Source organism: Kitasatospora sp. NPDC032150, assembly GCF_055579945.1.
Genome location: NZ_JBVIMH010000026.1, coordinates 72,704 through 92,943, shown reverse-complemented (window position 1 = coordinate 92,943; position 20,240 = coordinate 72,704). Strand labels below are relative to the sequence as shown.

At 70.5% G+C, this 20,240-nt stretch carries 20 protein-coding genes; 5 read left to right on the top strand and 15 right to left on the bottom strand.

Going from position 1 to position 20,240, the window contains the following annotated elements; translation table 11 throughout:
* Positions 1 to 41 precede the first annotated feature (41 nt).
* Positions 42 to 734, bottom strand: coding sequence for a winged helix-turn-helix domain-containing protein (locus tag ACZ5ON_RS26495; protein ID WP_465597632.1), 693 nt, complete (start codon positions 732 to 734; stop codon positions 42 to 44).
* 138 nt (positions 735 to 872) lie between these two features.
* Between ACZ5ON_RS26495 and ACZ5ON_RS26490 the strand changes: the two genes are divergently transcribed.
* A complete protein-coding gene (locus tag ACZ5ON_RS26490; RefSeq protein ID WP_465597629.1) occupies positions 873 to 1,466 on the top strand; it encodes a TetR family transcriptional regulator in 594 nt (197 codons plus the stop codon).
* A gap of 38 nt (positions 1,467 to 1,504) precedes the next feature.
* On the opposite strand, the gene ACZ5ON_RS26485 is transcribed toward ACZ5ON_RS26490, so the two are convergent.
* Together ACZ5ON_RS26485 and ACZ5ON_RS26480 are read right to left on the bottom strand one after the other, a co-directional pair.
* Positions 1,505 to 2,278, bottom strand: coding sequence for an SDR family NAD(P)-dependent oxidoreductase (locus tag ACZ5ON_RS26485; protein WP_465597626.1), 774 nt, complete (start codon positions 2,276 to 2,278; stop codon positions 1,505 to 1,507).
* Positions 2,279 to 2,363: 85 nt separating this feature from the next.
* Positions 2,364 to 2,993 (bottom strand): ScbR family autoregulator-binding transcription factor, encoded by a 630-nt coding sequence (locus ACZ5ON_RS26480; RefSeq protein ID WP_465597623.1) that lies wholly within the window; start codon positions 2,991 to 2,993, stop codon positions 2,364 to 2,366.
* Positions 2,994 to 3,109: 116 nt separating this feature from the next.
* On the opposite strand from ACZ5ON_RS26480, the gene ACZ5ON_RS26475 reads away from it, so the two are divergent.
* Positions 3,110 to 4,048, top strand: coding sequence for a ScbA/BarX family gamma-butyrolactone biosynthesis protein (locus ACZ5ON_RS26475; protein WP_465597620.1), 939 nt, complete (start codon positions 3,110 to 3,112; stop codon positions 4,046 to 4,048).
* A 231-nt stretch (positions 4,049 to 4,279) separates the two neighbouring features.
* Here the strand turns inward: ACZ5ON_RS26475 and ACZ5ON_RS26470 are convergent, their stop codons facing one another.
* The 6 genes from ACZ5ON_RS26470 to ACZ5ON_RS26445 form a co-directional block, all read right to left on the bottom strand.
* Positions 4,280 to 5,350, bottom strand: a complete 1,071-nt coding sequence (locus tag ACZ5ON_RS26470; protein WP_465597617.1) for a CU044_5270 family protein — start codon at positions 5,348 to 5,350, stop codon at positions 4,280 to 4,282.
* The gene (locus ACZ5ON_RS26465; protein WP_465597614.1) at positions 5,347 to 5,979 is read right to left on the bottom strand and encodes an RNA polymerase sigma factor; all 633 of its coding nucleotides are present in this window, start codon (positions 5,977 to 5,979) and stop codon (positions 5,347 to 5,349) included. Before ACZ5ON_RS26465 ends, ACZ5ON_RS26470 begins: the two co-directional genes overlap by 4 nt.
* 8 nt (positions 5,980 to 5,987) lie before the next feature.
* The gene (locus ACZ5ON_RS26460; RefSeq protein ID WP_465597611.1) at positions 5,988 to 6,398 is read right to left on the bottom strand and encodes a hypothetical protein; all 411 of its coding nucleotides are present in this window, start codon (positions 6,396 to 6,398) and stop codon (positions 5,988 to 5,990) included.
* Between the two features lie 36 nt (positions 6,399 to 6,434).
* Positions 6,435 to 7,790 (bottom strand): carotenoid oxygenase family protein, encoded by a 1,356-nt coding sequence (locus tag ACZ5ON_RS26455; RefSeq protein WP_465597608.1) that lies wholly within the window; start codon positions 7,788 to 7,790, stop codon positions 6,435 to 6,437.
* 52 nt (positions 7,791 to 7,842) lie between these two features.
* The gene (locus ACZ5ON_RS26450) at positions 7,843 to 8,283 is read right to left on the bottom strand and encodes an SRPBCC family protein (protein ID WP_465597605.1); all 441 of its coding nucleotides are present in this window, start codon (positions 8,281 to 8,283) and stop codon (positions 7,843 to 7,845) included.
* Between the two features lie 185 nt (positions 8,284 to 8,468).
* Positions 8,469 to 9,035, bottom strand: a complete 567-nt coding sequence (locus ACZ5ON_RS26445) for a TetR/AcrR family transcriptional regulator (protein ID WP_465597602.1) — start codon at positions 9,033 to 9,035, stop codon at positions 8,469 to 8,471.
* A 213-nt stretch (positions 9,036 to 9,248) separates the two neighbouring features.
* Between ACZ5ON_RS26445 and ACZ5ON_RS26440 the strand changes: the two genes are divergently transcribed.
* Both ACZ5ON_RS26440 and ccsB read left to right on the top strand, forming a co-directional pair.
* A complete protein-coding gene (locus tag ACZ5ON_RS26440; protein WP_465597599.1) occupies positions 9,249 to 9,746 on the top strand; it encodes a DinB family protein in 498 nt (165 codons plus the stop codon).
* 465 nt (positions 9,747 to 10,211) lie between these two features.
* On the top strand, positions 10,212 to 11,348 hold the full coding sequence (ccsB, locus tag ACZ5ON_RS26435; protein ID WP_465597596.1) for a c-type cytochrome biogenesis protein CcsB: 1,137 nt from the start codon (positions 10,212 to 10,214) through the stop codon (positions 11,346 to 11,348).
* A gap of 102 nt (positions 11,349 to 11,450) precedes the next feature.
* On the opposite strand, the gene ACZ5ON_RS26430 is transcribed toward ccsB, so the two are convergent.
* The 3 genes from ACZ5ON_RS26430 to ACZ5ON_RS26420 form a co-directional block, all read right to left on the bottom strand.
* Positions 11,451 to 11,855, bottom strand: a complete 405-nt coding sequence (locus ACZ5ON_RS26430) for a hypothetical protein (RefSeq protein WP_465597593.1) — start codon at positions 11,853 to 11,855, stop codon at positions 11,451 to 11,453.
* Between the two features lie 109 nt (positions 11,856 to 11,964).
* Positions 11,965 to 12,363, bottom strand: a complete 399-nt coding sequence (locus ACZ5ON_RS26425) for a roadblock/LC7 domain-containing protein (RefSeq protein WP_465597590.1) — start codon at positions 12,361 to 12,363, stop codon at positions 11,965 to 11,967.
* 97 nt (positions 12,364 to 12,460) lie between these two features.
* Positions 12,461 to 13,393, bottom strand: a complete 933-nt coding sequence (locus ACZ5ON_RS26420) for a MarR family transcriptional regulator (RefSeq protein ID WP_465597587.1) — start codon at positions 13,391 to 13,393, stop codon at positions 12,461 to 12,463.
* 982 nt (positions 13,394 to 14,375) lie between these two features.
* On the opposite strand from ACZ5ON_RS26420, the gene ACZ5ON_RS26415 reads away from it, so the two are divergent.
* The gene (locus tag ACZ5ON_RS26415) at positions 14,376 to 16,352 is read left to right on the top strand and encodes a hypothetical protein (protein WP_465597584.1); all 1,977 of its coding nucleotides are present in this window, start codon (positions 14,376 to 14,378) and stop codon (positions 16,350 to 16,352) included.
* 32 nt (positions 16,353 to 16,384) lie between these two features.
* On the opposite strand, the gene ACZ5ON_RS26410 is transcribed toward ACZ5ON_RS26415, so the two are convergent.
* From ACZ5ON_RS26410 to ACZ5ON_RS26400, 3 genes are all read right to left on the bottom strand, one after another.
* Complete coding sequence (locus ACZ5ON_RS26410; RefSeq protein WP_465597581.1) at positions 16,385 to 17,680, bottom strand: glycoside hydrolase family 113; 1,296 nt, start codon at positions 17,678 to 17,680, stop codon at positions 16,385 to 16,387.
* Positions 17,681 to 17,745: 65 nt separating this feature from the next.
* Positions 17,746 to 19,164, bottom strand: coding sequence for a glycosyltransferase family 2 protein (locus ACZ5ON_RS26405; RefSeq protein ID WP_465597578.1), 1,419 nt, complete (start codon positions 19,162 to 19,164; stop codon positions 17,746 to 17,748).
* Positions 19,165 to 19,260: 96 nt separating this feature from the next.
* Positions 19,261 to 20,091 (bottom strand): hypothetical protein, encoded by an 831-nt coding sequence (locus ACZ5ON_RS26400; protein ID WP_465597575.1) that lies wholly within the window; start codon positions 20,089 to 20,091, stop codon positions 19,261 to 19,263.
* Between the last annotated feature and the right edge of the window lie 149 nt (positions 20,092 to 20,240).

The window sequence follows — 20,240 nt, the reverse complement described above, 5'->3', positions numbered from 1 at the left end:
CGTTCCGGCCGCGTCCCGACCCCGCGACGGGGCGGGGCCAATCACCCGTGGCCGATGCGGTAGCCCACCCCGCGCACCGTGATGATCCAGGTGCTGCCGAGCTTCGCCCGGAGCCCGCTCACGTGCGTGTCGATGGTCCGGCTGGAGTCCGACCAGTCGGTGTCCCACACCCGGGCCATCAGTTCCTTCCGGGACAGCACGCTCTCCGGGTTCGCCGCCAGGACGTACAGCAGCTCGAACTCCTTCGCGGTGAGGGTCAGCGGCTCGCCGCGCAGGCGGACCTGCCGGGTGCGGCCGTCGATCCGCAGCGGATCGAGGACGACGGTGCGGGCCGGGTCCGACCGCGGGTAGGCCCGGCGCAGCAGGGCCCTGATCCGCGCGGTCATCTCCCGCGGGCTGCAGGAGGTGACGACGCAGTCGTCCGCTCCGGCCTGGAGGGCGAGGATCCGGTCCAGTTCGGTGTCGCGCGCGGTCACCGAGATGATCGGCTTGTCCCCGGCCTCGCGGATCTGCCGGCAGACCTCCAGGCCGTCGATGTCGGGCAGGTCCAGGTCGAGCAGGACCAGGTCCGACTGCTGGTGGGCCTTCAGCGCCTCCGCGCCGGTGTCGACGCTCCGGGCGGAGTAGCCCTGCCGACGCAGGTCGCGCACCCGGGTCTCGGCCTCGGCCGCGTCATCCTCCACGACGAGGACCCGGACCGCCAACGCTCCGGCGGCTTGGTCGAGTTGAGTCATCGCTCCCCCTCGTATGCCACGTATCGTCCCACCTAAATAATAGTAACTTTTATTTTTGTAGTCAGCGGTCACGCGGGCTAACGTCGGGTGGACAACAGATCACGGCACCATCGCCCGCCGACAGGGGAGGATCATGTGATGCAGGAGAGGGCCGCCCGGACGCGCCAAGGCTTGATCTGCGCCGCCGCGCGGGAGTTCGACCGCAACGGGTACGCGGGATCGTCCCTGGCCGACATCACCAGGTCCGCCGGGATCTCCATGGGGGCGCTGACCTTCCACTTCCGGAGCAAGCAGGACCTCGCGGCCGAGGTCCGGGCGGAGGGCCAGGCCGCCACCCTCGCCGTGGTGGGCCGGGTGGCGGAGCGGCGGGAGGACCCGATGCGGTCGATGGTCTCGCTGACCGTGGCCCTCGCCGAACTGCTGGAGCAGGACGCCGCCGTGCGCGCCGCGGCCCGGCTGGCCAGGGAGCAGCCCGGGGTCGGGCCCGACTGGACCGCCACCTGGGCGCCGGTGATCCAGGAACACCTGGGGCGCACGGGTGCGGGCCGGTCGGGCCCGGCGGCGGACCGGACCGTCCTCGCCACCCTGGCCGACTACCTGCTCCTCGGAGCGGAGGACCAGGCCCGGCGGCAGGCTGGCCGGACGGACGCACTCGATGACCGGACCACCGAGACGCTCGCCCGGATCTGGGAGATCGTCCTGCGCGGGCTCGCGGCGGAAAGCGCATCCTGACTTTACGTCACGTCATGTTCACAACTCCCCTGTTCGGGTCAGATCGCGGTGCAGCCGCCGTCGACCGGGACGGCGCCACCGGTGACGAACGAGGCCTGATCACTGAGCAGCCAGGCCGCGGCGCGCGCCACCTCACCGGGCTCCGCGAGGCGCCGCTGGATCGCCCGGGCCGCCGCGGCCTGCTCCAGTTGCGGCAGCTGACGCATGGCCTCCTCCAGCAGTTCGGTACGGGTCGCCCCGACCATAAGTGCGTTGATCCTGATGCCCCGCTGCCCGTACTCGGACGCGGCGGCCCGGGTCAGACCGAGGACGGCGTGCTTCGCCGCGACGTACGGGGAGACCGCCCCGGTGGCGAACAGCCCCGCGGTGCTGGAGGTGTTCACGATGGCACCGCCGGAGCCCTGCCGCAGCATCACCGGCAGCTGGTGCTTCAGGCAGTTCCACACGCCGCGGACGTTGACGTCCATGATCCGGTCGAAGACGGCGTGGTCCGTCGCGTGCAGCTCGACCCCGATCGCGCCCCAGCCGGCATTGTTGAACGCCGCATCCAGCCGGCCGTAGGCCGCCACACCGGCGTCGACGGCCCGCTCGACGTCCGCCGGTGCGGTGACGTCCCCCGCCGCCACCACGGCCCGGCCGCCCTCGGCCCGTATCTCGTCGGCGAGTTTGCGCAGGTACTCCTCGCGGCGGGCCATCAGCACCACCGCCGCCCCCTCGTCGGCGAACAACCGGGCGGCCGCCGCGCCGATCCCGCTCGAAGCTCCGGTGATCATGACCGTCTTGTCGTGCAGTAGTCCCAGGCGGCGTCTCATCGGAAATTCCCCTCTCGACCAGCCCAGTCACTGACGCTCCGTCATATGGGCGAAGCACGGGGATCTTTCCATCGCACCGATAGTTTCACAATACCTTCACACGAGCCTCGCCCAGCTCGATCCGCTTGGTCGCGCTCGGCGTGGCGATGCCCGGCAGCAGGCAGCGCCAGATCTCCTCGATCCGCTGCGGCAGGTCCCGGTGACCGGTTTCGATGGCGGAGTGCATCTGGGCACCGGTACAGGAGTTGACCAACACCCGGGCGAGCGCTTCGGCGTCCGTCCCGGCCCGCAGCTCGCGCCGGCTCTTGGCCGTGCGGAGCTCGTCGACGATGATCCGGGTCCACTGCTGGTGGGAGTTCTCCTCCGGCGGGAGGAACTGCTCCTGCTCCCACACCAGCCGCGCCCCCGCCCGCAGCATCGGGTCGTCGCGGAGCTGGTACGCCCAGGTGAGGGTCATGTCCACCACACGCTGCAGGCCCTGCGAGGGCTGCGGCGGAACCACGAGCTCCGGCTGCGCGGAGACGATCTCGCGCGCCAGCTCGTCCTTGTTCCGGAAGTGGAAGTACATGGCCCCCAGCGTCACACCCGCCCGGTCGGCGATCTTCACCACGCTGGCGCCCTGGAAGCCCAGCTCGCCGAACACCTCCGCCGCCGCCCGGATCAGCGCGGCACGCGTCCGCTCGGCCCGTTCCTGCTTGACGACCCGTTGCGCCATCGTTCACCTTCGCTCATCTATACGAAAAGAAAAAAGCTCTTTATTTTATTCACGGCAGCAGGCCGGGCGCCAGCCGGGCGCCTTCGCCTGCTCACCTTCCTGGGGGGAGATTCGCCATGGCAACGAGTCCGACCGTCACCCACGACAGAACCGCCGTCGATCCGCCGGCCACCCACGACGTACCGTCCCTGGTCCGCAAGTCCGTCCCGGCCGAGGCCCTGGTCACCGGCTGGCGGCAGTTGCCGGACGGCTCGCAGCGGGTCACCGCGCGATGGCCGCACGCACATGCCTTCTACGCCGAGGACGGGCGCTACAGCCCGCTGCTGTTCACCGAGACCGCGCGACAGGCGCTGGCCCTGCTGACCAGCGGCGTGCACCACGTCCCACTGGGCCACCGCCTCGGGATGGAACGCATCCGGATGGCCGTGAACCCCGCGGCGCTCCGGGTGGCCGACGATCCGTCCGAGGTCGACCTGCTGGTCCGGCACTCGCTCGTGCGGCACCGGCGGCTCGGCTCCGCCCAGTTCGTCTCGCACGTCGAGGCCACCCGCGCCGGGCTGCACCTCGGCGAGGCCGAGGTGCACTACAGCACCCACCCGCCCGTCGTGTACGACCGGCTGCGCGGCCGCTACGCGGACGCCCGGGAGGCGTTCGCCCGGGCCCTGCCGCCCGGTCCGCCCGTCCCCGCCCCCCGGATGGGCCGCTGCAGCGAACGGGACGTCGTCCTCACGCCGACCGACTCCGCGCACCGGTGGCGGCTGCGCCTGGACGTCGGTCACCGGGTCCTGTTCGACCACCCGCACGACCACGTGCCGGGCATGGTGCTGCTGGAGGCCGCGGCCCAGGCGGCCCAGGCCGTGGTCGACCACCCCGTGGTGTCGGTCGCGTTCGACACCACGTTCCTGCGGTACGTCGAGTTCGACCGGCCCTGCCTGGTGACGGCCGAGCCCGGCCCGTCCGCCGGTCCGGGCCGGGTCCAGGTGGAGGTCGGCGCCACCCAGGACGGCGCGCCGGTCTTCACCACGACCGTCACCACGGCGCCCCGGGAGGTCTGACCGCTCCGGCGGCCGGGTCCCCGCCGACGGGAGACGCCCCGGCCGGCTACAGCAGCGCGCAGCCGGCCGAGGCGTCGCCGTGGGCCAAGGATCCCCCGAGAACGGCGGAAGGCCGCATCCGTCGGAACGGACACGGCCTCCGAGCTGCGACTTGAGGACACCGGGCCGAAGTCGGGACCACAGAATTCGAACCTGCGGCCCGGGTCAAGTGCTCCTCGCTGCCTGGATCGTTCAAGCGGTGTGGGAGGGGATCTGCTTCATGCCGTTGACGATCGCGCGCTGCGTGATGGCCGTGGTGAAGACGACCACGCCGGGCTTGATCAGGCCGTGCTCACCGGACGTGCCCTCGACCTGGACGGTGCGCTCGCCGAGGAAGGCGAACGACTTGCTGTCGAAGATCCACTCGGTGCGCTGGCCGCTGGTCTCGTCCAGCCGGGCCACCGCGACACCGTGGCGGCCCGTGGCGTCGACCGCGTCGTCGACCTTGACCACACCGGGGATCTTGGCGGCGGCCTTGAAGAGCGCGGCCGAGAGGTTCGCGGGCGGGTAGCTCTGGCTGAGCAGGTCGCCGATGGTGGTGAACGCCTCCAAGTCCGGACCGCGCCCGTGGCCCTTGGTCTCCGTGTAGATCTTCTTCAGCAGGACGTCGGGGTCGGTGGGCAGGGTGGCCAGGTAGTTGTAAGACGGCGCGTTGAGGTACGGCTCGACCTTCGAGTCCAGGGACGTGCCGTCGGTGGCGCCCTGTTCCATCAGCCAGCCCTTGTGGCCGTCGAGCGACTGCCACGTCTGGCGGGTGTGCAGCGGGGCGCTGACCACCGAGCTCTTGCCCTCGTCCGTCCGCACGTAGGTGTTGGCGGTCTTCGCCTCGATGTAGACGAACTGGCCGGCACTCGGCTGCGGGACGGGGGTCTCCTGGGCGGCCAGCGAGATCTGGTCCAGGAGCTGGGTGACTCCGTGCGCATCGGCGGTGCCGATCCGGGTGGTCAGCGCGGGGCCGGCGGCCAAGGTGGTGACACCGCCCGAGTTGCCGGACAGCAGGACCCCGGCGGCGACCGCGCCCGCCAGGGCGCACGCCGCCACCGGCAGGAGGATCCCTCGGCGAAGGAACCGGTTGCGCGGCTTGGCGGTGCGGGCCGGGGCGGGGCTGGAGGCGGAGTTGTCGAGGTCGTGGTGGATCTGGGCCATCAGGTGCTCCCTGTGGAACTGGTGGCGGCCCGCCGGCAGATCCCGCTCCACGGCCGGCAGGAGCCCTCGGGTCTCCTGCCAGTCAGCCGGGTGCGGCTGGGAGGGGCTGGCGTTCATCGGATTCCTTCCTGTGCGGACCGGACCGCGGTCGCGCGGTCGCCATGTATCTGTCGGGAGCGGCGGGCGGGTTCCCGTCTGTCGGCCACGAGTTCCGCATCGGCGAGCTTGCGCAGCTTCGTACGGGCGCGGGAGAGCCGGGAGCGGACGGTACCGAGCGGGATGCCGAGGGCCTCGGCGGCGTCGGCGTACTCGAGGCCCTCCCACAGGCACAGGACCAGGACCTCGCGCTCGGTGCGGCGCAGCGAGCTCATGGCGGTGAGCGCGGCGGCGATCCGTCGCCGGTCGTCCACCTGGCCGACCACTTCCTCGGCGTGGTCCGGCACTTGGGCCATCGACGGTCCCGCCGCGGCGAGCGCCGCGGCCGCGGCGCGGTAACGGCGGTTGCTGCGGCAGTGGTTGCGGGCCAGATTGGTGGCGATGCCCAGCAGCCACGGCCGCAGCGAGCCTCCTTCGGGGTCCACCTTGCCGCGCAGCCGCCATGCCTCCATGAACGTCGCCGACATGACGTCCTCCGCGACCGACCAGTCGGCGGTCAGGCGGAAGGCGTGGTTGTAGACGGTTCGGGCGTAGAGGTCGAACAGCTCCGCGAAGACATTGGGATCCCCGGCCCGTACCCGGGTTCGCATATCTGTGGTCACCCCTGTGGACTGTCCGGCACCCCGGAGCGAGTTCCGGTGACGTGCGTCACATCCCCTGCCGTCGCGGCGCCGCAGGCCGACGTCGCGGCGGCGGTGGCACTCCGCGATGCGTCTACGCCGGCGTGGACGCGCCCTCGCGGTGTCGGAGGGTAGTAGTTCGAGGCCCGCAGGAAGCCGTCCCGGGCACTCACCGGGTGGCCTGCTGCAAGTCCCGCGCGGCCTCGCCCGAGACCCGGTCGGCCGTTGGCCGACCACTCATCGTGCCAGCTGTCGTAGTCGCCTTCGACGATCCGCTGGCTGGTCGAGACCACTTCACCGAAGTCCGCGCCACCGTGGGCGATGTGGCCGAACGACCGGAGCGTCTCGTGCCAGGACTCGGCGTCACCGGGGAACAGCAACCGCTTCAAGACACGTTCTCCTTGGGACGAAGGTAGCCGGGCCGTTCAGTTCCGGTCGAGGGCGGTGTCGGGGATCCAGGAGCCGTGGATGCCGGCGGTGACACGGCGGGGCAGCTGGACGGCGGCGATCCGGTCGAGGCCGGAGGCGTCGAGGACGAGGAGCTGGGAGGCGTCCTGCTTGAGGTCGGAGGTCACGGTGAGGAGGTAGCCGTCGTCCTCGCGGGTCGCTCCGGCGGCGGGGACGAAGACGGCTTCGCTGGGCATGCGGGCGTCGCCGACCCGGTGGATGCGGCGGGCGCCGGTGACGCGGTCGTACTTGACGATGCCGTAGCCGCCGAAGCCCTTCTCGTCGGGGAAGGAGATGGCGTACTGGTAGCGGTGCTCGGAGCCCAGCAGGTCCTCGTTGATGGTGGGGAACTCCACGGTGAGGTCGTCGATCTCCCGCTCGCTCACCGATCCCGCTGTCAGGTCGATCACCCAGCGACGGCTGCGGGAACGGCTGCCCGGTTCGCTGCCGCGTTCGGGGGCGCCGACCCACCAGTTCCAGGAGAGGCGGAAGCCCTCGCGGTCGACGGTCGGGCCTTCCAGCACGATGCGGCCCTGGGCGTCCTCGTAGGCGTTGGCGGTGTGCAGCAGGTTGCCGGGCTCGATGGCGAACCAGCGGATCTTCCCGGCGCCCTGCGGGCCGCGCGGCATGACGCCGATCCGGGCGGGCTGCGCGTCGTTCCATCCGTAGGGGATGCCGGAGTGCTCGGCCGGGTCGAAGGTGACCGTTCCCTCGATGAAGACGACGTGGTGGCGGGTGATGGCGAAGTCGTGCTTGAGGGAGGCGGTGGCCCCCGGCACCTCGGCGCTGTGCGTGATCCGTCCGTCGGCATCCGCGACGTAGTACGTCAGGAACGGCGGGAAGGGCGAGGAGCCGAAGAAGTGCAGCTCCCCGGTGACCGGGTCGGTCTTCGGATGGGCGGTCATCGCGCTGCGGAGCCTGCCCTCGAAGTCGTGGGCGCCGACGGTGTCCAGTTCGGGCGTGAGCTCGAAGGGGAAGTTGGCCTCGGACAGGGCCAGCAGGCGGCCGGCGTGCTCGATGACGTGGGTGCCGGCGGTGCTGGCGGTCAGGTCGGGCCCGTGGTCGGTCAGGTGGGGGGCGCCGTCGAGGGCGGGGGTGCGCACCCAGCGGTTGCGGTACCACTCGGCTCGGCCGTCGCGCAGGCGGATGCCGTGGACCATGCCGCTGCCCTTGAACCAGTGGGTGGGGGTGACGCCGGGCTTGGGGTTGTGGCTGTTGCGGATCAGTCGGCCGGTCAGCTCCGGGGGCAGGGTGCCCTCGACGGTGAGGCCGGTGGCGGTGATCTCGTCGGCCACGGGGGTGTAGTGGCCGGTCAGGTACGGCTTGCCGGTCATGGCGGGAACCTCGCTTCTCACGACGTCTTCGGTGATCTGTGGGCTGGTGGTGTCAGCTGTGCTGCTCGGCGCGGGCCTTGAGGGAGGCGAGCCAGCCGGTCAGGGAGTGCCGCAGGGCCAGGCCCAGGTCCTCGGGCATGGCGTCGACGGGTGCTCCGCTCCAGGACTCCTCGGTGTGGACGGTGACTTGGTCGCCGGTCTGCTCGAAGGTCCACACGTGGATGCCTTCGACGCCGCCCGCGGGGCCGCCCCACACCAGCCGCTCGCCGGGGACGACCTCGCGGATGGTGGAGGTGATGTCGAGGCCGTGGGTCTTCCAGCTGAAGGAGGTGCCGGGCATCAGCGGGCCGTCGACCTTCGCCTGGTCGACGTCGGCGTTCCAGTCGGCCCAGGAGTCGATGTCGGTGTGCGCGGCCCACACCCGCTCCAGCGGGGCGTCGATCACGGTGGACAGGCGGACGATGACGGGAGCGGACTCGTCGATGGTGAACACGGTGGTGCGTCCTCTCGGTTGGTCGGCGCGGAGCCGGCCTGGCGGAATCGGGATCAGTGGGCAGCGGTCGCCGCCACGCGTGACGGAAGGGAAATTATGTGTGGTTGACCACTCACTAAGAGGCCCGCAAAAACGACCCGCCCGCCCGGCGACAATCCGCCCCCGCGGAGACGGCGTGATGCGGCTCAGTAGTGAGTGATGCCCGCCGACAGGGTCCGCACCCAGGGCGCGTCCACATCGTCCGCCTGCATGGAGACGATGAGGTGGCACAGCATGCCGGTGGCGAAGAATTGCTGGACCTCCCCCTCGGTGCCGCCGGAGGCACCGCGCACGTACTCCACCAACCGGGCGTACCCGCGACGGACCGCGTCGCGCACGGCGGGCTCGGAGAAGGCTGCGGCCTGGGCGTGCAGCTGGATCAGCAGGAGGTCGTTGTCACTGATCAGCTGGGCGTACGCATCACCCATCGCCCCCAGCACCACCTCCGACGAGCTGCCCGACGCCTCGGCGGCGGCACGCTCCATACTGGCCCGCACCCGGACGAAGCAATGGTCGACCACGGCGACGAACAGCGACTCCTTGTTGGGGAAGAGCCGGTAGACGTACGCCTGCGAGATGCCGGCCGCCTTGGCCACCTCGGTCGTGGTGGTGCCCCAGTAACCGCGGGCCGCGAAGGCGCCGATGGCGGTACGCAACACCGTCTCGCGACGCTCCTCGGCGGTGGACAATCGGCGGGCCTGATCTCTTGTCATGTGAGTATTCAATCACTCACACTTTTGGGCGTCAATGCCCCACGCTCCCGCCCGCCACCCACCGGAGAGACGCCGGCTCGAAGCTTCGACGCCCTTCAAGCCTCAGCACTCCAAAGGCTCGAACCGAACCTCCGAACGGAAGCCGGTCGTCGGCGGCGCAGGTCAACCGCGGAGATCCGACTGCCTCGCACCCCTCGCTGTCATGATGGTCCGATGGACGACCAGAAGGGGTTCGGACCTCCGCGGGCGGCCGATGAGCGCGCCACGCTGACCGGCTTCCTCCAGCGCCAGCGTGACACGCTGGCGCTGGCATGTGCGGGGCTCACCGCCGAGCAGCTCAGGGAAAGGGCCGTGCCGCCCTCGGGCTTGTCCCTGCTCGGCCTCGTCCGGCACATGGCTGACGTCGAGCGGACCTGGTTCCGGAACGTGTTGAACGGCGAGGGCAGCAGTGCTCACTGGCCCCGAAGCGACGGCGGCGCCTTCGACGTCGGCACCGCGGACCCGGCCGAGGCGTTCGAGATCTGGCACGAGGAGTGCGCCCGATCCCGCGGCATCGTGGATGCGGCCGAGTCCCTCGACGTCACCGGGCAGTACCGGGACGACGTCTTCTCCCTCCGCTACATCCTCGCCCACATGATCGAGGAGTACGCGCGGCACAACGGCCACGCCGACCTCCTCCGCGAGCACATCGACGGAACCACCGGACCGTGACCGGACCGGTCACGGTCCGTGGCGACGCAGGGCGAGCCACCGGCTTCGGCCCGGGGAGCGGCTGCCGGTAGCCGACAAGCCCTGTAGAGATCCAGAACGGTCTCCTACGTCCGCCGCGCGCCGTGCGCCGTGCGCCGTGCGCCGTGCGCCGTGCGCCGACCACCCCATCACGGACCTGGCCCACGAACGGATCGAGCACCGGCCGTTCACCGCGCCGCGCTTCCCGTCGTCGTTCTTCGAACACTTGACGGGACGCCACGCCGTACCGACGCACCGACCGAACCCCACCGAACTACCGGGCTAACAGACTGACCGTCAGGAGGCCTACCAGGCAACGATTATCGCTCATCGGTCGGGCCCGAGAGCCCGGTAGGCGTCGACTCGGCCCCGCAGCCGGTGCGGTGATCCGCCCGCCTTACAGTTGGTAGGTCCGCCTCATCGAAACTGACTCCAAAGGAGTTCTTGGTGAAGCTCGCCTCGGCCATTGATCCTCAACTGGCTGGTATGTCCATCAAACTCATCATCGCGGCCACAGCGGTCTACCTCCTCGCGATGTTCGCCCACCTCTTCGAGTGGACGTTCGGCAGCAGGGGGGCCGTCGCGAGGCGCTCGGCCGAGCAGACGAGTCTGGCCGAGACGGTGGCGGCGGCCGCTCCGCGCCGGGTGGCCAAGAAGGCCGTGGTCACCGTGGCATCGGGGGACGGCGGTTCCACGACGGTCACGCGTACCGTGCTGGCGGGCGAGGGCGCGGGCGTCGTGACCTCGGCTCGGGGCGGGGTCGAGCAGGTCGACGGGCAGGGGGCGGCCGGTGACAGCCCGCGGGCGGACCTGGCGGGCCGGATCGCGGTCTCGCTGACCACCCTCGGCGTGCTGCTGCACATCGGTGGAGTGGCAACCCGTGGGCTGTCGGTGATGCGCTGGCCCTGGGGCAACATGTACGAGTTCTCCTGCGCCTTCGCGCTCGCCACCGTACTCGTCTACCTGGGCCTGCTGGCGGCCAAGGTGCGGGTGCGCTGGCTGGGACTGCCAGTCACCCTCGGCGTCGTGCTCACCCTCGGCGTCGCGGTGACCGTGCTCTACACCGCGGCGGAGCAGCTCGTCCCGGCCCTCCACTCCTACTGGCTGGGAATCCACGTCACCGCCGCCACGCTCTGCGTGGGCGCCTTCTACACCGCCACCACCGCGACCCTGCTCTACCTCGGCAAGGACACCTACGAGAAGCGATGCTCCCTGGGCGAGAGCACCGGCCCCTTCGGCACCCCGGCCTCCGTCTGGGACCGGCTTCCCGCGGCGGCCACGCTGGACCGGTTCTCCTACCGCATGACCGCGATGGTCTTCCCGCTCTACACGTTCACCGTCATCGCCGGCGCCATCTGGGCCGAAGCCGCATGGGGCAAGTACTGGGAGTGGGACCCCAAGGAGACCTGGTCGTTCGTGACCTGGGTCGCCTACGCCGCCTACCTGCACGCCCGGTCGACCGCGGGCTGGCGCGGACGAAAGGCCGCCTATGTGGGCGTGGTCGCGTTCGCCTGCATGCTCTTCAACTACTACGGAATCAACATCTTCGTCACCGGAAAGCACTCGTACGCGGGCATCGGCTGACGGTGATGCTGTTCGTGGTGACGCTGCCGCACCCTCCTACGACCCGGCGGCGGCCGGCAGCATCCGCCACCTGCCACCGCCGAGCGGGCCGTGCGGCGACGGTCACAGCCGGCCGTGGTCCTTCAGCACCCTCCGGGCCTGGGCGAACAGCATGCCTACGTTCACCGTCTTGCGGCAGACGACCACGGCGACGATCTCGTCGGTGCTGTTGATCCGCAGGAAGAGGTGCGTCAGGTTGTCGCTGTTGACCAGGATCTCCTGGAAGTAGTGCCGGTCACTGACGACCCCGCGCCGCTCCTTGAAGATGCCTTCGATCATCACCACATTACGGCCCTGGAACAGGTCGAGAGTGGCTGCCGCCAGCATGTCGAGGACCTCCGGCGGGTGCGAGTCGACGGTCTCCACCGACAGCAGCATGCCGGTGGACATGTCGATGACCCCCGCGGCGACGCAGTCCGGAACCTCGACGCGCAAGGCCTTCACCAGACTCGCGACCCTCTCGCTCATGCTCTGGGCCCCTCGGACCTCTGACCCGCTCAATTGTGCTCCTTCTCCGTGTTGTCCTGGAAGTGGACCGATGTCGACCTCGTAGTCAGTAACTCAGTTACTGATAAGGTCAGTTGACCTCGCCTTTACTGCTTGCCGCGGTAAGCAGGATGCTGATCCGCTCCGCGGACTCCTGCGCCTCGGCATGAAGCCGCTGCACATCCATGCCGGCGTCGCCGAGCACCCCGATCAGTGCCATCTCGCCGACCGCCCGGGCGACCAGGTAGCCGTCGGTGAACTGCGACACCGTGTGGTGGAGCCGACCCTTGCTGGTCATGCTGCCGGCGCGGCCTGCGATGCTGAAGGAGGCCGCGGTGAGGGCAGCCAGGCTCTCGGCTCCCGCGGTCTCGCCGGTCTCGGCTGTGATCAGCAGTCCGTCGACGGACGCCACCACGACGTCGGTGACACCGACGACCCGATCCCGAAGCACCCGCACCTCTGCGGCCAGCTGGTCATGCCTGTCAGTCACGGTTCTCCCGTTGATTCGTTGCTTGGTACCGACGCGAGCCGCGTCGCCTCAGTCCGTTCATCCACCCGGCGCGTGTCGGGCACGTCCGCGTCGACTGCTACTGCGCGCTGCCGGTCCCCCGGTACTTCGCGACGACTGCTGATGAGGGTCGCCAGGAACTGGCCACGGGACGCAGTGGAAGGACATCGGTGATCCCGCTCGCGCCCGGCCGACGACGAGGCAGCCGAGCCGCATCCTCCGCACGGCCCGCCGGCCCGGCCGGCTCCGGGTTCCGGCCGCCCACCGGAGCAGGAGACGACTCATCGGTCTCCCCCAGGGTCGAGGGCACGACCTTGACCAGCCCTTCGTGCAGCAGTCGCGAGGCTTCGACCGTGACGGCATAGAGGCCTCGCCCGAGCAGGAAGGCGATATCCCGGGAACTGCGTCTGCCATTGGCCCTTTGCAGGATCTCCCGCCGTTCACCGGTGGCTCCGCCGTCCAACAGCCGGGTACCGGCGTCGGTCCGGGTCAAGCGGTCACGAAACGGGGAAATCGACTGTCCGCCCAGGGCCCTGATCCGCCGCTCGGTTTCATGGATCAGCCATTCCGGCTCGATTCCCTCCGGCGGGGCGAAGCAGGAAGTCGGCGATTCGCGGTCGAGCGCGACTCGATCGATCCGGCCCATTCCCATCGCCAGGGCCCCGTCCAGCGCCGCCATCACGCAGATCAGCTGCAGTTCCGCGGAGCCGACCAGTTCCCGGGCGACCAGTTCGGCGCCGACACGCCCCCCGGCGGCCCCCGACTGGACCACCGAAGCCCAGTCAGCCTCGCTGACACGACCCGAGCGCAGGAGAAGGGTCTCGATCCCCGGCGAACCGGGTGAGGTGACCTCGACGATGGCGCCGTCCCCGAGGTGAAAGCGGCCGCCCGGATCCCCGCTCACGAGGAGAGTTCCGGAGAGCCGACCGTGCAGGACTCCCGTCAGCATCCTGGCGAAATCCAGCCCTGCCCTGCCCGACCGAAATGCCGCGGGCAGCGGCAGTGCCAGCACGGAGCCGACCTCGCCCGCACGGGGACCTGAATTCCGTCGCGACGATATACCGCTTTCTGACATGTCTCCGCAATCGACCGTGTTCTCATGGACAGTTGCCGCCGACTCCCCGAATGCCGGCTCAGGGAATCGCACTGTAGTCGCAGCGACAGAATTTCCGACCAGGCAGGCGCGAATTGCTCGCTCATCAGCACCGAGCGATATTTTTTTGCATGGTTGATGACATCCCGCATTCAAGCTTGTTCGATTTTGTCTACGCGCCGGATGTCGGGGTGTCGCCACGCCTACCTCACGGACACCTGCCACCCCGTGGCACAGCCGTCGACCCCCGGGGGGCTCTCGCGATCCTGCGGCGATCGCGCGGGAAAGGTCATCCGACTGCCTGGCGGCGGCAGCCGGGCCACTGGAACGGGCTCGCCCGCGGGGTCGGTTGCAGCTGGACGAGGTGCGCCGGGGAGACGTTGGTCCCCGTTGGGGCGAGCTTCGGCACAGCGCTCGGAAGAGTGGGTTGCCGGCTGAGCACCGCCGCTGGGTGCTCGTCGTACGGATCGCCCCGAGGTGGCCGTGGGCCTCACCCGCAGGCGCGCCGGTCTACCAGCGGCCGCGGACCTGCCTCGTTGGCCTCCCGCAGACGGGGCATGGCACCGGATCATCCCGGGGCAGCCGGGAGGGCCTTGGAATGACGGCTTGTCAACTGCGCCTGTCAGGACGGAAGTGCGTCGCGGAGGGCCGGATGTCCGTTTGATATAAAGGTTGGCTTGTTGGTGGGCGAACGCGACGAGCCCGCCAACGGTCCGCGCTGTCACGGAAGCTGAGTTTGCGCGGGGGGAGCGGCGGAGCAACCAGGGGCGAACGGCGGGCATCGATGGCTGAGTTCAGGACGGTCAGGCCAGGTTCAACGGAATCGGAGTTGGAGGGGGCGGCGGCAGTCGTGCCGCGGGCGCGGTCCGGTGGCGGAGGCCGGACCGCTGTCCTCCAGGGTGTGCCCGCCAGTGCTGCGGGTGCCGGGGGCGAGCCGGCCGATGCCCTCGACGGCGCTTCGGCCGCCGGGGCCGAACCGGCGGCGAACACCCCGGCGGCCGCACTCCGGACACCGTCCGTGCTCGGTCTGCAAGGCCTTGCCGTACTGGGGGTGCTGGCCGAGGCGGACGGGATGCCGGGCGCGAGGTCCGTCCCCGCCGTTGACGCGATCATCGTCGCGTCCGGGTTCCTGGTCACGTTCTCGGTACTGCGGGAGCAGTTGGCGTCCGGGCGTCCGGGCCTGCTGCCGCGCTGGCAGCGCCTGCTGAAGCAGCAGACCCTCGTACTGCTGCTGTGCCTCGGGGCGGCACTGGGCGCAGTCGGGCTCGTCGGCGGGCTGCCGATCGCCAAGGTGTTCCGCACGTTCGTGCCGGCGGTCTTTCTGCAGTGCGCGGACTGGGCCCAGTTCCATGCCGACGGGATCCTGCCGAAGTCGGCCTACGACGGCTCGTGGGTTCCCGAGCCCTTCGGGGCGGTCTGGCCGCTCAGCGTCGTCGGTCAGATCGCGCTGGTCTGGCCGCTGCTGCTGACCGTCCTGCTGTTCCTGCTGCGCGGATCGCTGCGGGTGCTCGGCGCGCTCCTCCTCTCGGCGGCCGCAGCCCTGGTCGCCCTGCCGTTCGCGCTGCCCGCGGCGGCCTGGCGGGGGCTCGCCTCGCACGAGGCGTTCTTCGCCGGCGCCGAGCGGATGCTCGACCTTGCGCTGGGCGGAGTCGCCGCGTGCTGCGCCGTGATCGTGATCCAACGTCGTGGTGCGGGAGGTGCCGTGGCCGGTGCGGGCGGTGCCCGCGCGGCCATCGGCTGGACGCTTGCCGGGGCCGTGCTCTCGGTCGGGCTGGCAGCGGTCGGCGTCAGATCGGGTACCGGCGCCGAGTCGAGGCTGGCGCACCTGGTCCCGGCGCCGACCGCCGCGCTGCTGGTAGAGGGTGCCACCGCGCTGCTGCTCGCCCTGCTCACCCTGGTGACGGCACTCGGCCGCGGCCCGCTGTGCGGGCTGCTCGGCCGCCCCCTGCTGGTCGAGTTCGGCCGGATCGGGTACGCGGTGCTGCTCGTCGGGCCGCTGCTGTTCTGGCTGCTGCGCCGCGGCTGGCCGCAGATCACCTGGTACGGAGTGCTGCTCGCGGGCCTCGGCCTCAGCTGGCTCGTGGCGATCTGCGTGCACTACCCGACCCGGCGGGCCGCCGTCAGGCCCTGGAACGCGGCGCGGGCCCTGCCTCTGGTGCTCACCGGATGCCTCGCGGTCGCCGGCGGCTCGTACTGGCTGCCCGCCCGGGCCGCTCAGCTGCTCCGTCCGAACGGCCCCGCACTGGTCCTCGGCCTGGGGGACGGGTTGGCCGGTGACTTCGCCACCGCGCTCAACCGGCCCGGTGGGTCGTTGAACGGCGCGAGCGGGGTCGTCGGCCCCCTCGCCGGCTGCGGGGTACTGGCGGACGCGGACGGCCACCCCGGATGCGACGGCTGGCGCCAGCAGTGGCGGACGAGCCTCGCCGCCAACGAGCCCGACGCCGTGCTGTTGCACCTCGGAAGGGACGCAGCGGACCGTACGGTGGCGGGCCGGAAGCAGACCGCGTGCGACCCGGCCTACCGTCAGCTGTACCTCGCGCGGCTCGCCGACGCCCTCCAGGTGATCGAGTCGGTGGTGCCGAAGGCCACCGTGTTCGTGATGAACGAGCGGCTCGACAACAGCGCGGCCGACCCGATCGGCGCCGCCTGCTACAACCAGCGGGTCAAGGAGTTCGCCGACACCCATCGGGGCAGGGTCAGAATGGTCGACCTCAACGCCGAGCTCTGCCCGGTGGATGCCTGCCGCCAGGGCACGCCCCGGGGCCGCCGGTTCTACGCGACCGTGGACGGCACCCGGCTGACGACTGACGGCCAGGCCCTGATCGCGCCGTGGCTCGAGCAACAGTTGCGCCTGACGGCCCCGGCCACCACCAGGTAGGCAGAACCGCCGGGCTGGTGGTCGAGGGCCGGTCAGCGCTTCGGCGGCCTGACGGGGCGGTTGCTGCCGGAGCCGGTCTCATGGCCGGCGCCGGAGCTTCCGTCCTGACTGTCGACGGGCAGCTGGTACGACTGCGAGAAACACGACTTGACGGCCTGTTCGGTCTGCGAGCGCCCCGCGAAGTCCAGCCGGGAGTGGTCGTCGGCCGGTGGTATCGACGGGTTGGTGTGGAAGTTGACGGACCACCAGTAGACCCCACCGAACCTGCGCTGCCGGACGACCTGGCACACGGCGGTGTACCAGGTCGCCTGCACCTGCGGGTTGACCCGCCCGTACCGGTAGAAGTCGCCGGGGCTCCGATAGGCGCCGTTCTCCGCGCCGATGCCGGCCTCGGAGAGCAGGGTGGCGGAGAAGTCGCCGGAGTGCTTGCGGTCGAGCCACTGGTTCCAGGCGGCCGTGATCTGCTCCACACCCGCGCTGTCCGGTGCGTCGACGGGGAAGTAGGCGTCCACCTGGACCTGGTCCACCGGCACGTCGACGTCGTGCGCCACGTAGTTGTCCCAGTTGGTGTCGTACACCAGCTCGCCGGGGAAGTGCTTGCGCAGGTCGGAGACCAGCGCGGACCAGTGCGGATCGCCCTCCAGCGAGACGAGTTCGGTGCCGGCCACCACGGTGGTGACTGACGAGCTCCTGGCGACGTCCGTGTACTGGGCCAGCAGACTGCCGTACGAGGCGAACCACTGATCCCTGTCCGCGGGGGCGAGCGCGCCCCGCCACTGGGGGAGCAGGCTGCGCTCGTCGATGATCGGTCGCAGGGTGATCCGCAGGCCGGCCTTGTGGAAGGTGTCCAGTGCCGGCTTGAGCCTGGCCGGGGAGGGGGTCTTCTGGCCCGTGTGCAGGCTGTTCGCGTCGATGCCGTCGGTGTAGACGGGGAAGGAGAGCGCGACGGAATTGGCGCCCAGACCCACCAGGTAGTCGGCGATGCGCTGGGCCTTCCCGCGAATCTCGGATTCACCGTCGGACGGCATGTCCTCCCAGTACACCTGGGCACCCCACTGAGGCATCCCGGGCTCCCACGGGTGGGCCACGGTCGGCACGTCGGCCGACGGCGCGGCGGTCACCGGGTCCGCGGCATTGATCACCGGGTCGGCGAACTCCTTGACGGGGCTCGGCACCGGGGAGGGGGTGGCACCCGTCGAGAGCCTCGGCACGGCCGAGCCGGGCGCCCAGTGCAGCGGTTGGCTTCCCAGGGCGAGCGGTACGGCGGCGACGGCGGTCACCACGGTGACCGGGAGGACGGCGAGCCAGGGGCGACGGGATCGGGTCATGGCGTCGGGTTCCTGTGAGGTCTGAGTAGGTCGGGTCGCTGGCGCCACACGGGGCCCGCAGCGGCTCAGGCGGGCTTCGCGATCACCACGAACTTGTTCTCCTCGCCCCGGACGAACTTCAGGAAGCCGCGGAACCCGCCGATGCCTTCCAGCACCGAGAAGACCGGTATGAGCGCGACCACGGCGATCGGCTCCCACCAGCGGCGCCGACCGCCCGCCGAGACCAGCCCGTTCAGCCGGAGCCCCTCCCAGTACATCCAGATGACGTACCCGAAGTTCAGCGCCCAGAGCAGCACCACGGACTGTGCGACCGGCGAGGTGTTCAGCGAGCCGCTCAGCCAGGCGAAGGCGAGCACCATGGCGATGTGCTGAAGCGGGCCGATGATCCAGGTGGAGACGCACAGGGCCAGGAACCAGCGGTGCCGCAGTGGGATGCTCCGGTTGAAGCACAGCGCCACGAGCCCCCACGACCAGCGCTCCCGCTGCTTGACGAAGTCCCGGACGCCCGCCGGCGAAGCCCCGTAGCAGCGGCCGTTGAACCAGTCGCTGCGGCCCGGATAGCGGCGGCAGAACGTGAGCGCGAGTTGGGCGTCCTCGACGATGGCCTTCGGGCCGAAGTCCCAGCCGATGGTCGCCTCGATGGAGGCCCGGAGCAGGAGCAGCTCGCCGTGCACGCCGGCGATGGGCGTTCCGGTGCCGGTGAGCGCCCGGAACCGGGCGATGTCGTCGGCCGGCCGGACCGCGTCGGCCAGCCAGGTGAAGCGGTTGACGGCGAGTTCGCGCGGGTAGGTGAGAATGCCCTGCGCCATGTGCTTGGCCTCGTCGGGGCTGGATCGGCGCTGGCGGTTGATGAACTGCGCGAGCGTCTCGGCGGTGTCCGGTCCGACGCCCGTGTCGTCGTCCATGTGCAGGACCCACACCTCGTCCCGGGCCTCACCCTCGGCGATCCGCAACTCGTGCGCGTAGTGGTTGGCCCGGGCCTTGAACCGGGTGCCGTTGGGCGGCCGGTAGGCCTTCGGCACCGTGACGATCCTGATCCGCGGATCCGTGGCGCCGAGGGTGTCGATCCGCTCGGCGGCCTCGCAGCCCTCCTCTGTGAGGACGTCGACTCGGAGCTGGGAGAAGTACACCGGGAGATGGGCGACGTACGACTGGACGGATCGCTCCAGGGCCGGGTAGGTGTCGTGCCGGCCGATGGTCGGCACCAGCACGATCAGGAGATCGTCGGACACCTCCGCGGCGGGGGTCATCTCGTGCCGGCGCCGGATCCGGCGCCGGATCAGCAGTGCGCCCTGGAGGCCCACCAGGACGCCCACGGCCGGGACCGACCACATGATGGTGAGAATCCAGCCCAGTGGAGTGTGGTTCGGCCGATAGGTCCACAGGCCGAACCCGAGCAGGGCCAGGAACGGCAGGGCGAACGGCGTCAGGCCGGGGCGCCACTGGGAGATCCGGTGGGCCAGCTTGTCGGTTGCCCTGGTCATACGGTAGTACTGCCTTCCTCCGAACGGTCCGAGGCGGTCCGACCGGTGGCCGGACCGCCTCGGGGCCCTGCTCCTGCGACTGTGGCCGTCGGCCCGTCAGCCCCGCTGCTGCGACTCCCCCGGCGCGGGCTGGGCCGGTGCCGCCGTGCCCGGATGCGCCGGGGCCTGTTGTCCGAACCCCTCGGGCGCGGCCGGCCCGGCGACCGGCTGCGGCTGCGGCTGCGGCTGCCCGAGGGGCTGCTGCATCGGCGGCTGCGCCTGCTGGTGCATCGCCGGCTGCTGGTACGGGTTCATCGGCCCCGGGGCGACGAAGGGCTGCCCCACCTGCTGCTGCGGGAACGGACCGGGCCCGTAGGCGGACTGCTGGGCGGCCAGAGCCTGTTGGGCCTGAAGGGCGGCGGCCGTCCAGGCGTTGACCGGCGGTTGCCAGGGCACATGGGCGCCGACCCGGCGGGTCAGCATCAGGACCAGCCCGACGCTGACGATCACACCGAGGACGAAGGTGGCCAGCAGCAGTTCGCCCTGGGTACTGCTGGTGAACCAACCGCGCTGAGCGTGGTCGAACAGCGCCCCGGTGAGGCTGCGCAGCCGGTTGTACCCCTCGACCAGGGCGACACCGCAGACGAGACCGCGCGCCCAGTGGCTCCCGCGCAGGATGAAGAACGCGCCGACTCCGTAGAAGACGGCATAGCTGAGGCTGGACGTCTCGGCCTGGCCGGTCTTGTCGGTCGAGCCGTAGTACACGATTCCGAGAAGGAAGTTGCCGATGCCCACATCGGCGAAGCAGTTCCAGAGCGCCCGCACCAGCAGTAGGGCGGCCCATCCGAGCGCAACCTGGGCCGCGACCCGGTAAAGCTTGGGCACCTCGGCGGAGTCGTGCGACCCGATGCCGGAATTGTTCTGGTTTCCCCCGATGATCGCACTCACCTCTAGGAGTTCGCGTCAATATGCCTATGGTCAGATGAGGCCAAGTAGCAACATTACAAAGTGACGTGACGGTCCGCCACTCCACAGATCGCCCGGCATCCGATTGTGGCGAAGTCGTTCGCCCGGCGCCCGGCGCCCGGAACACCCGA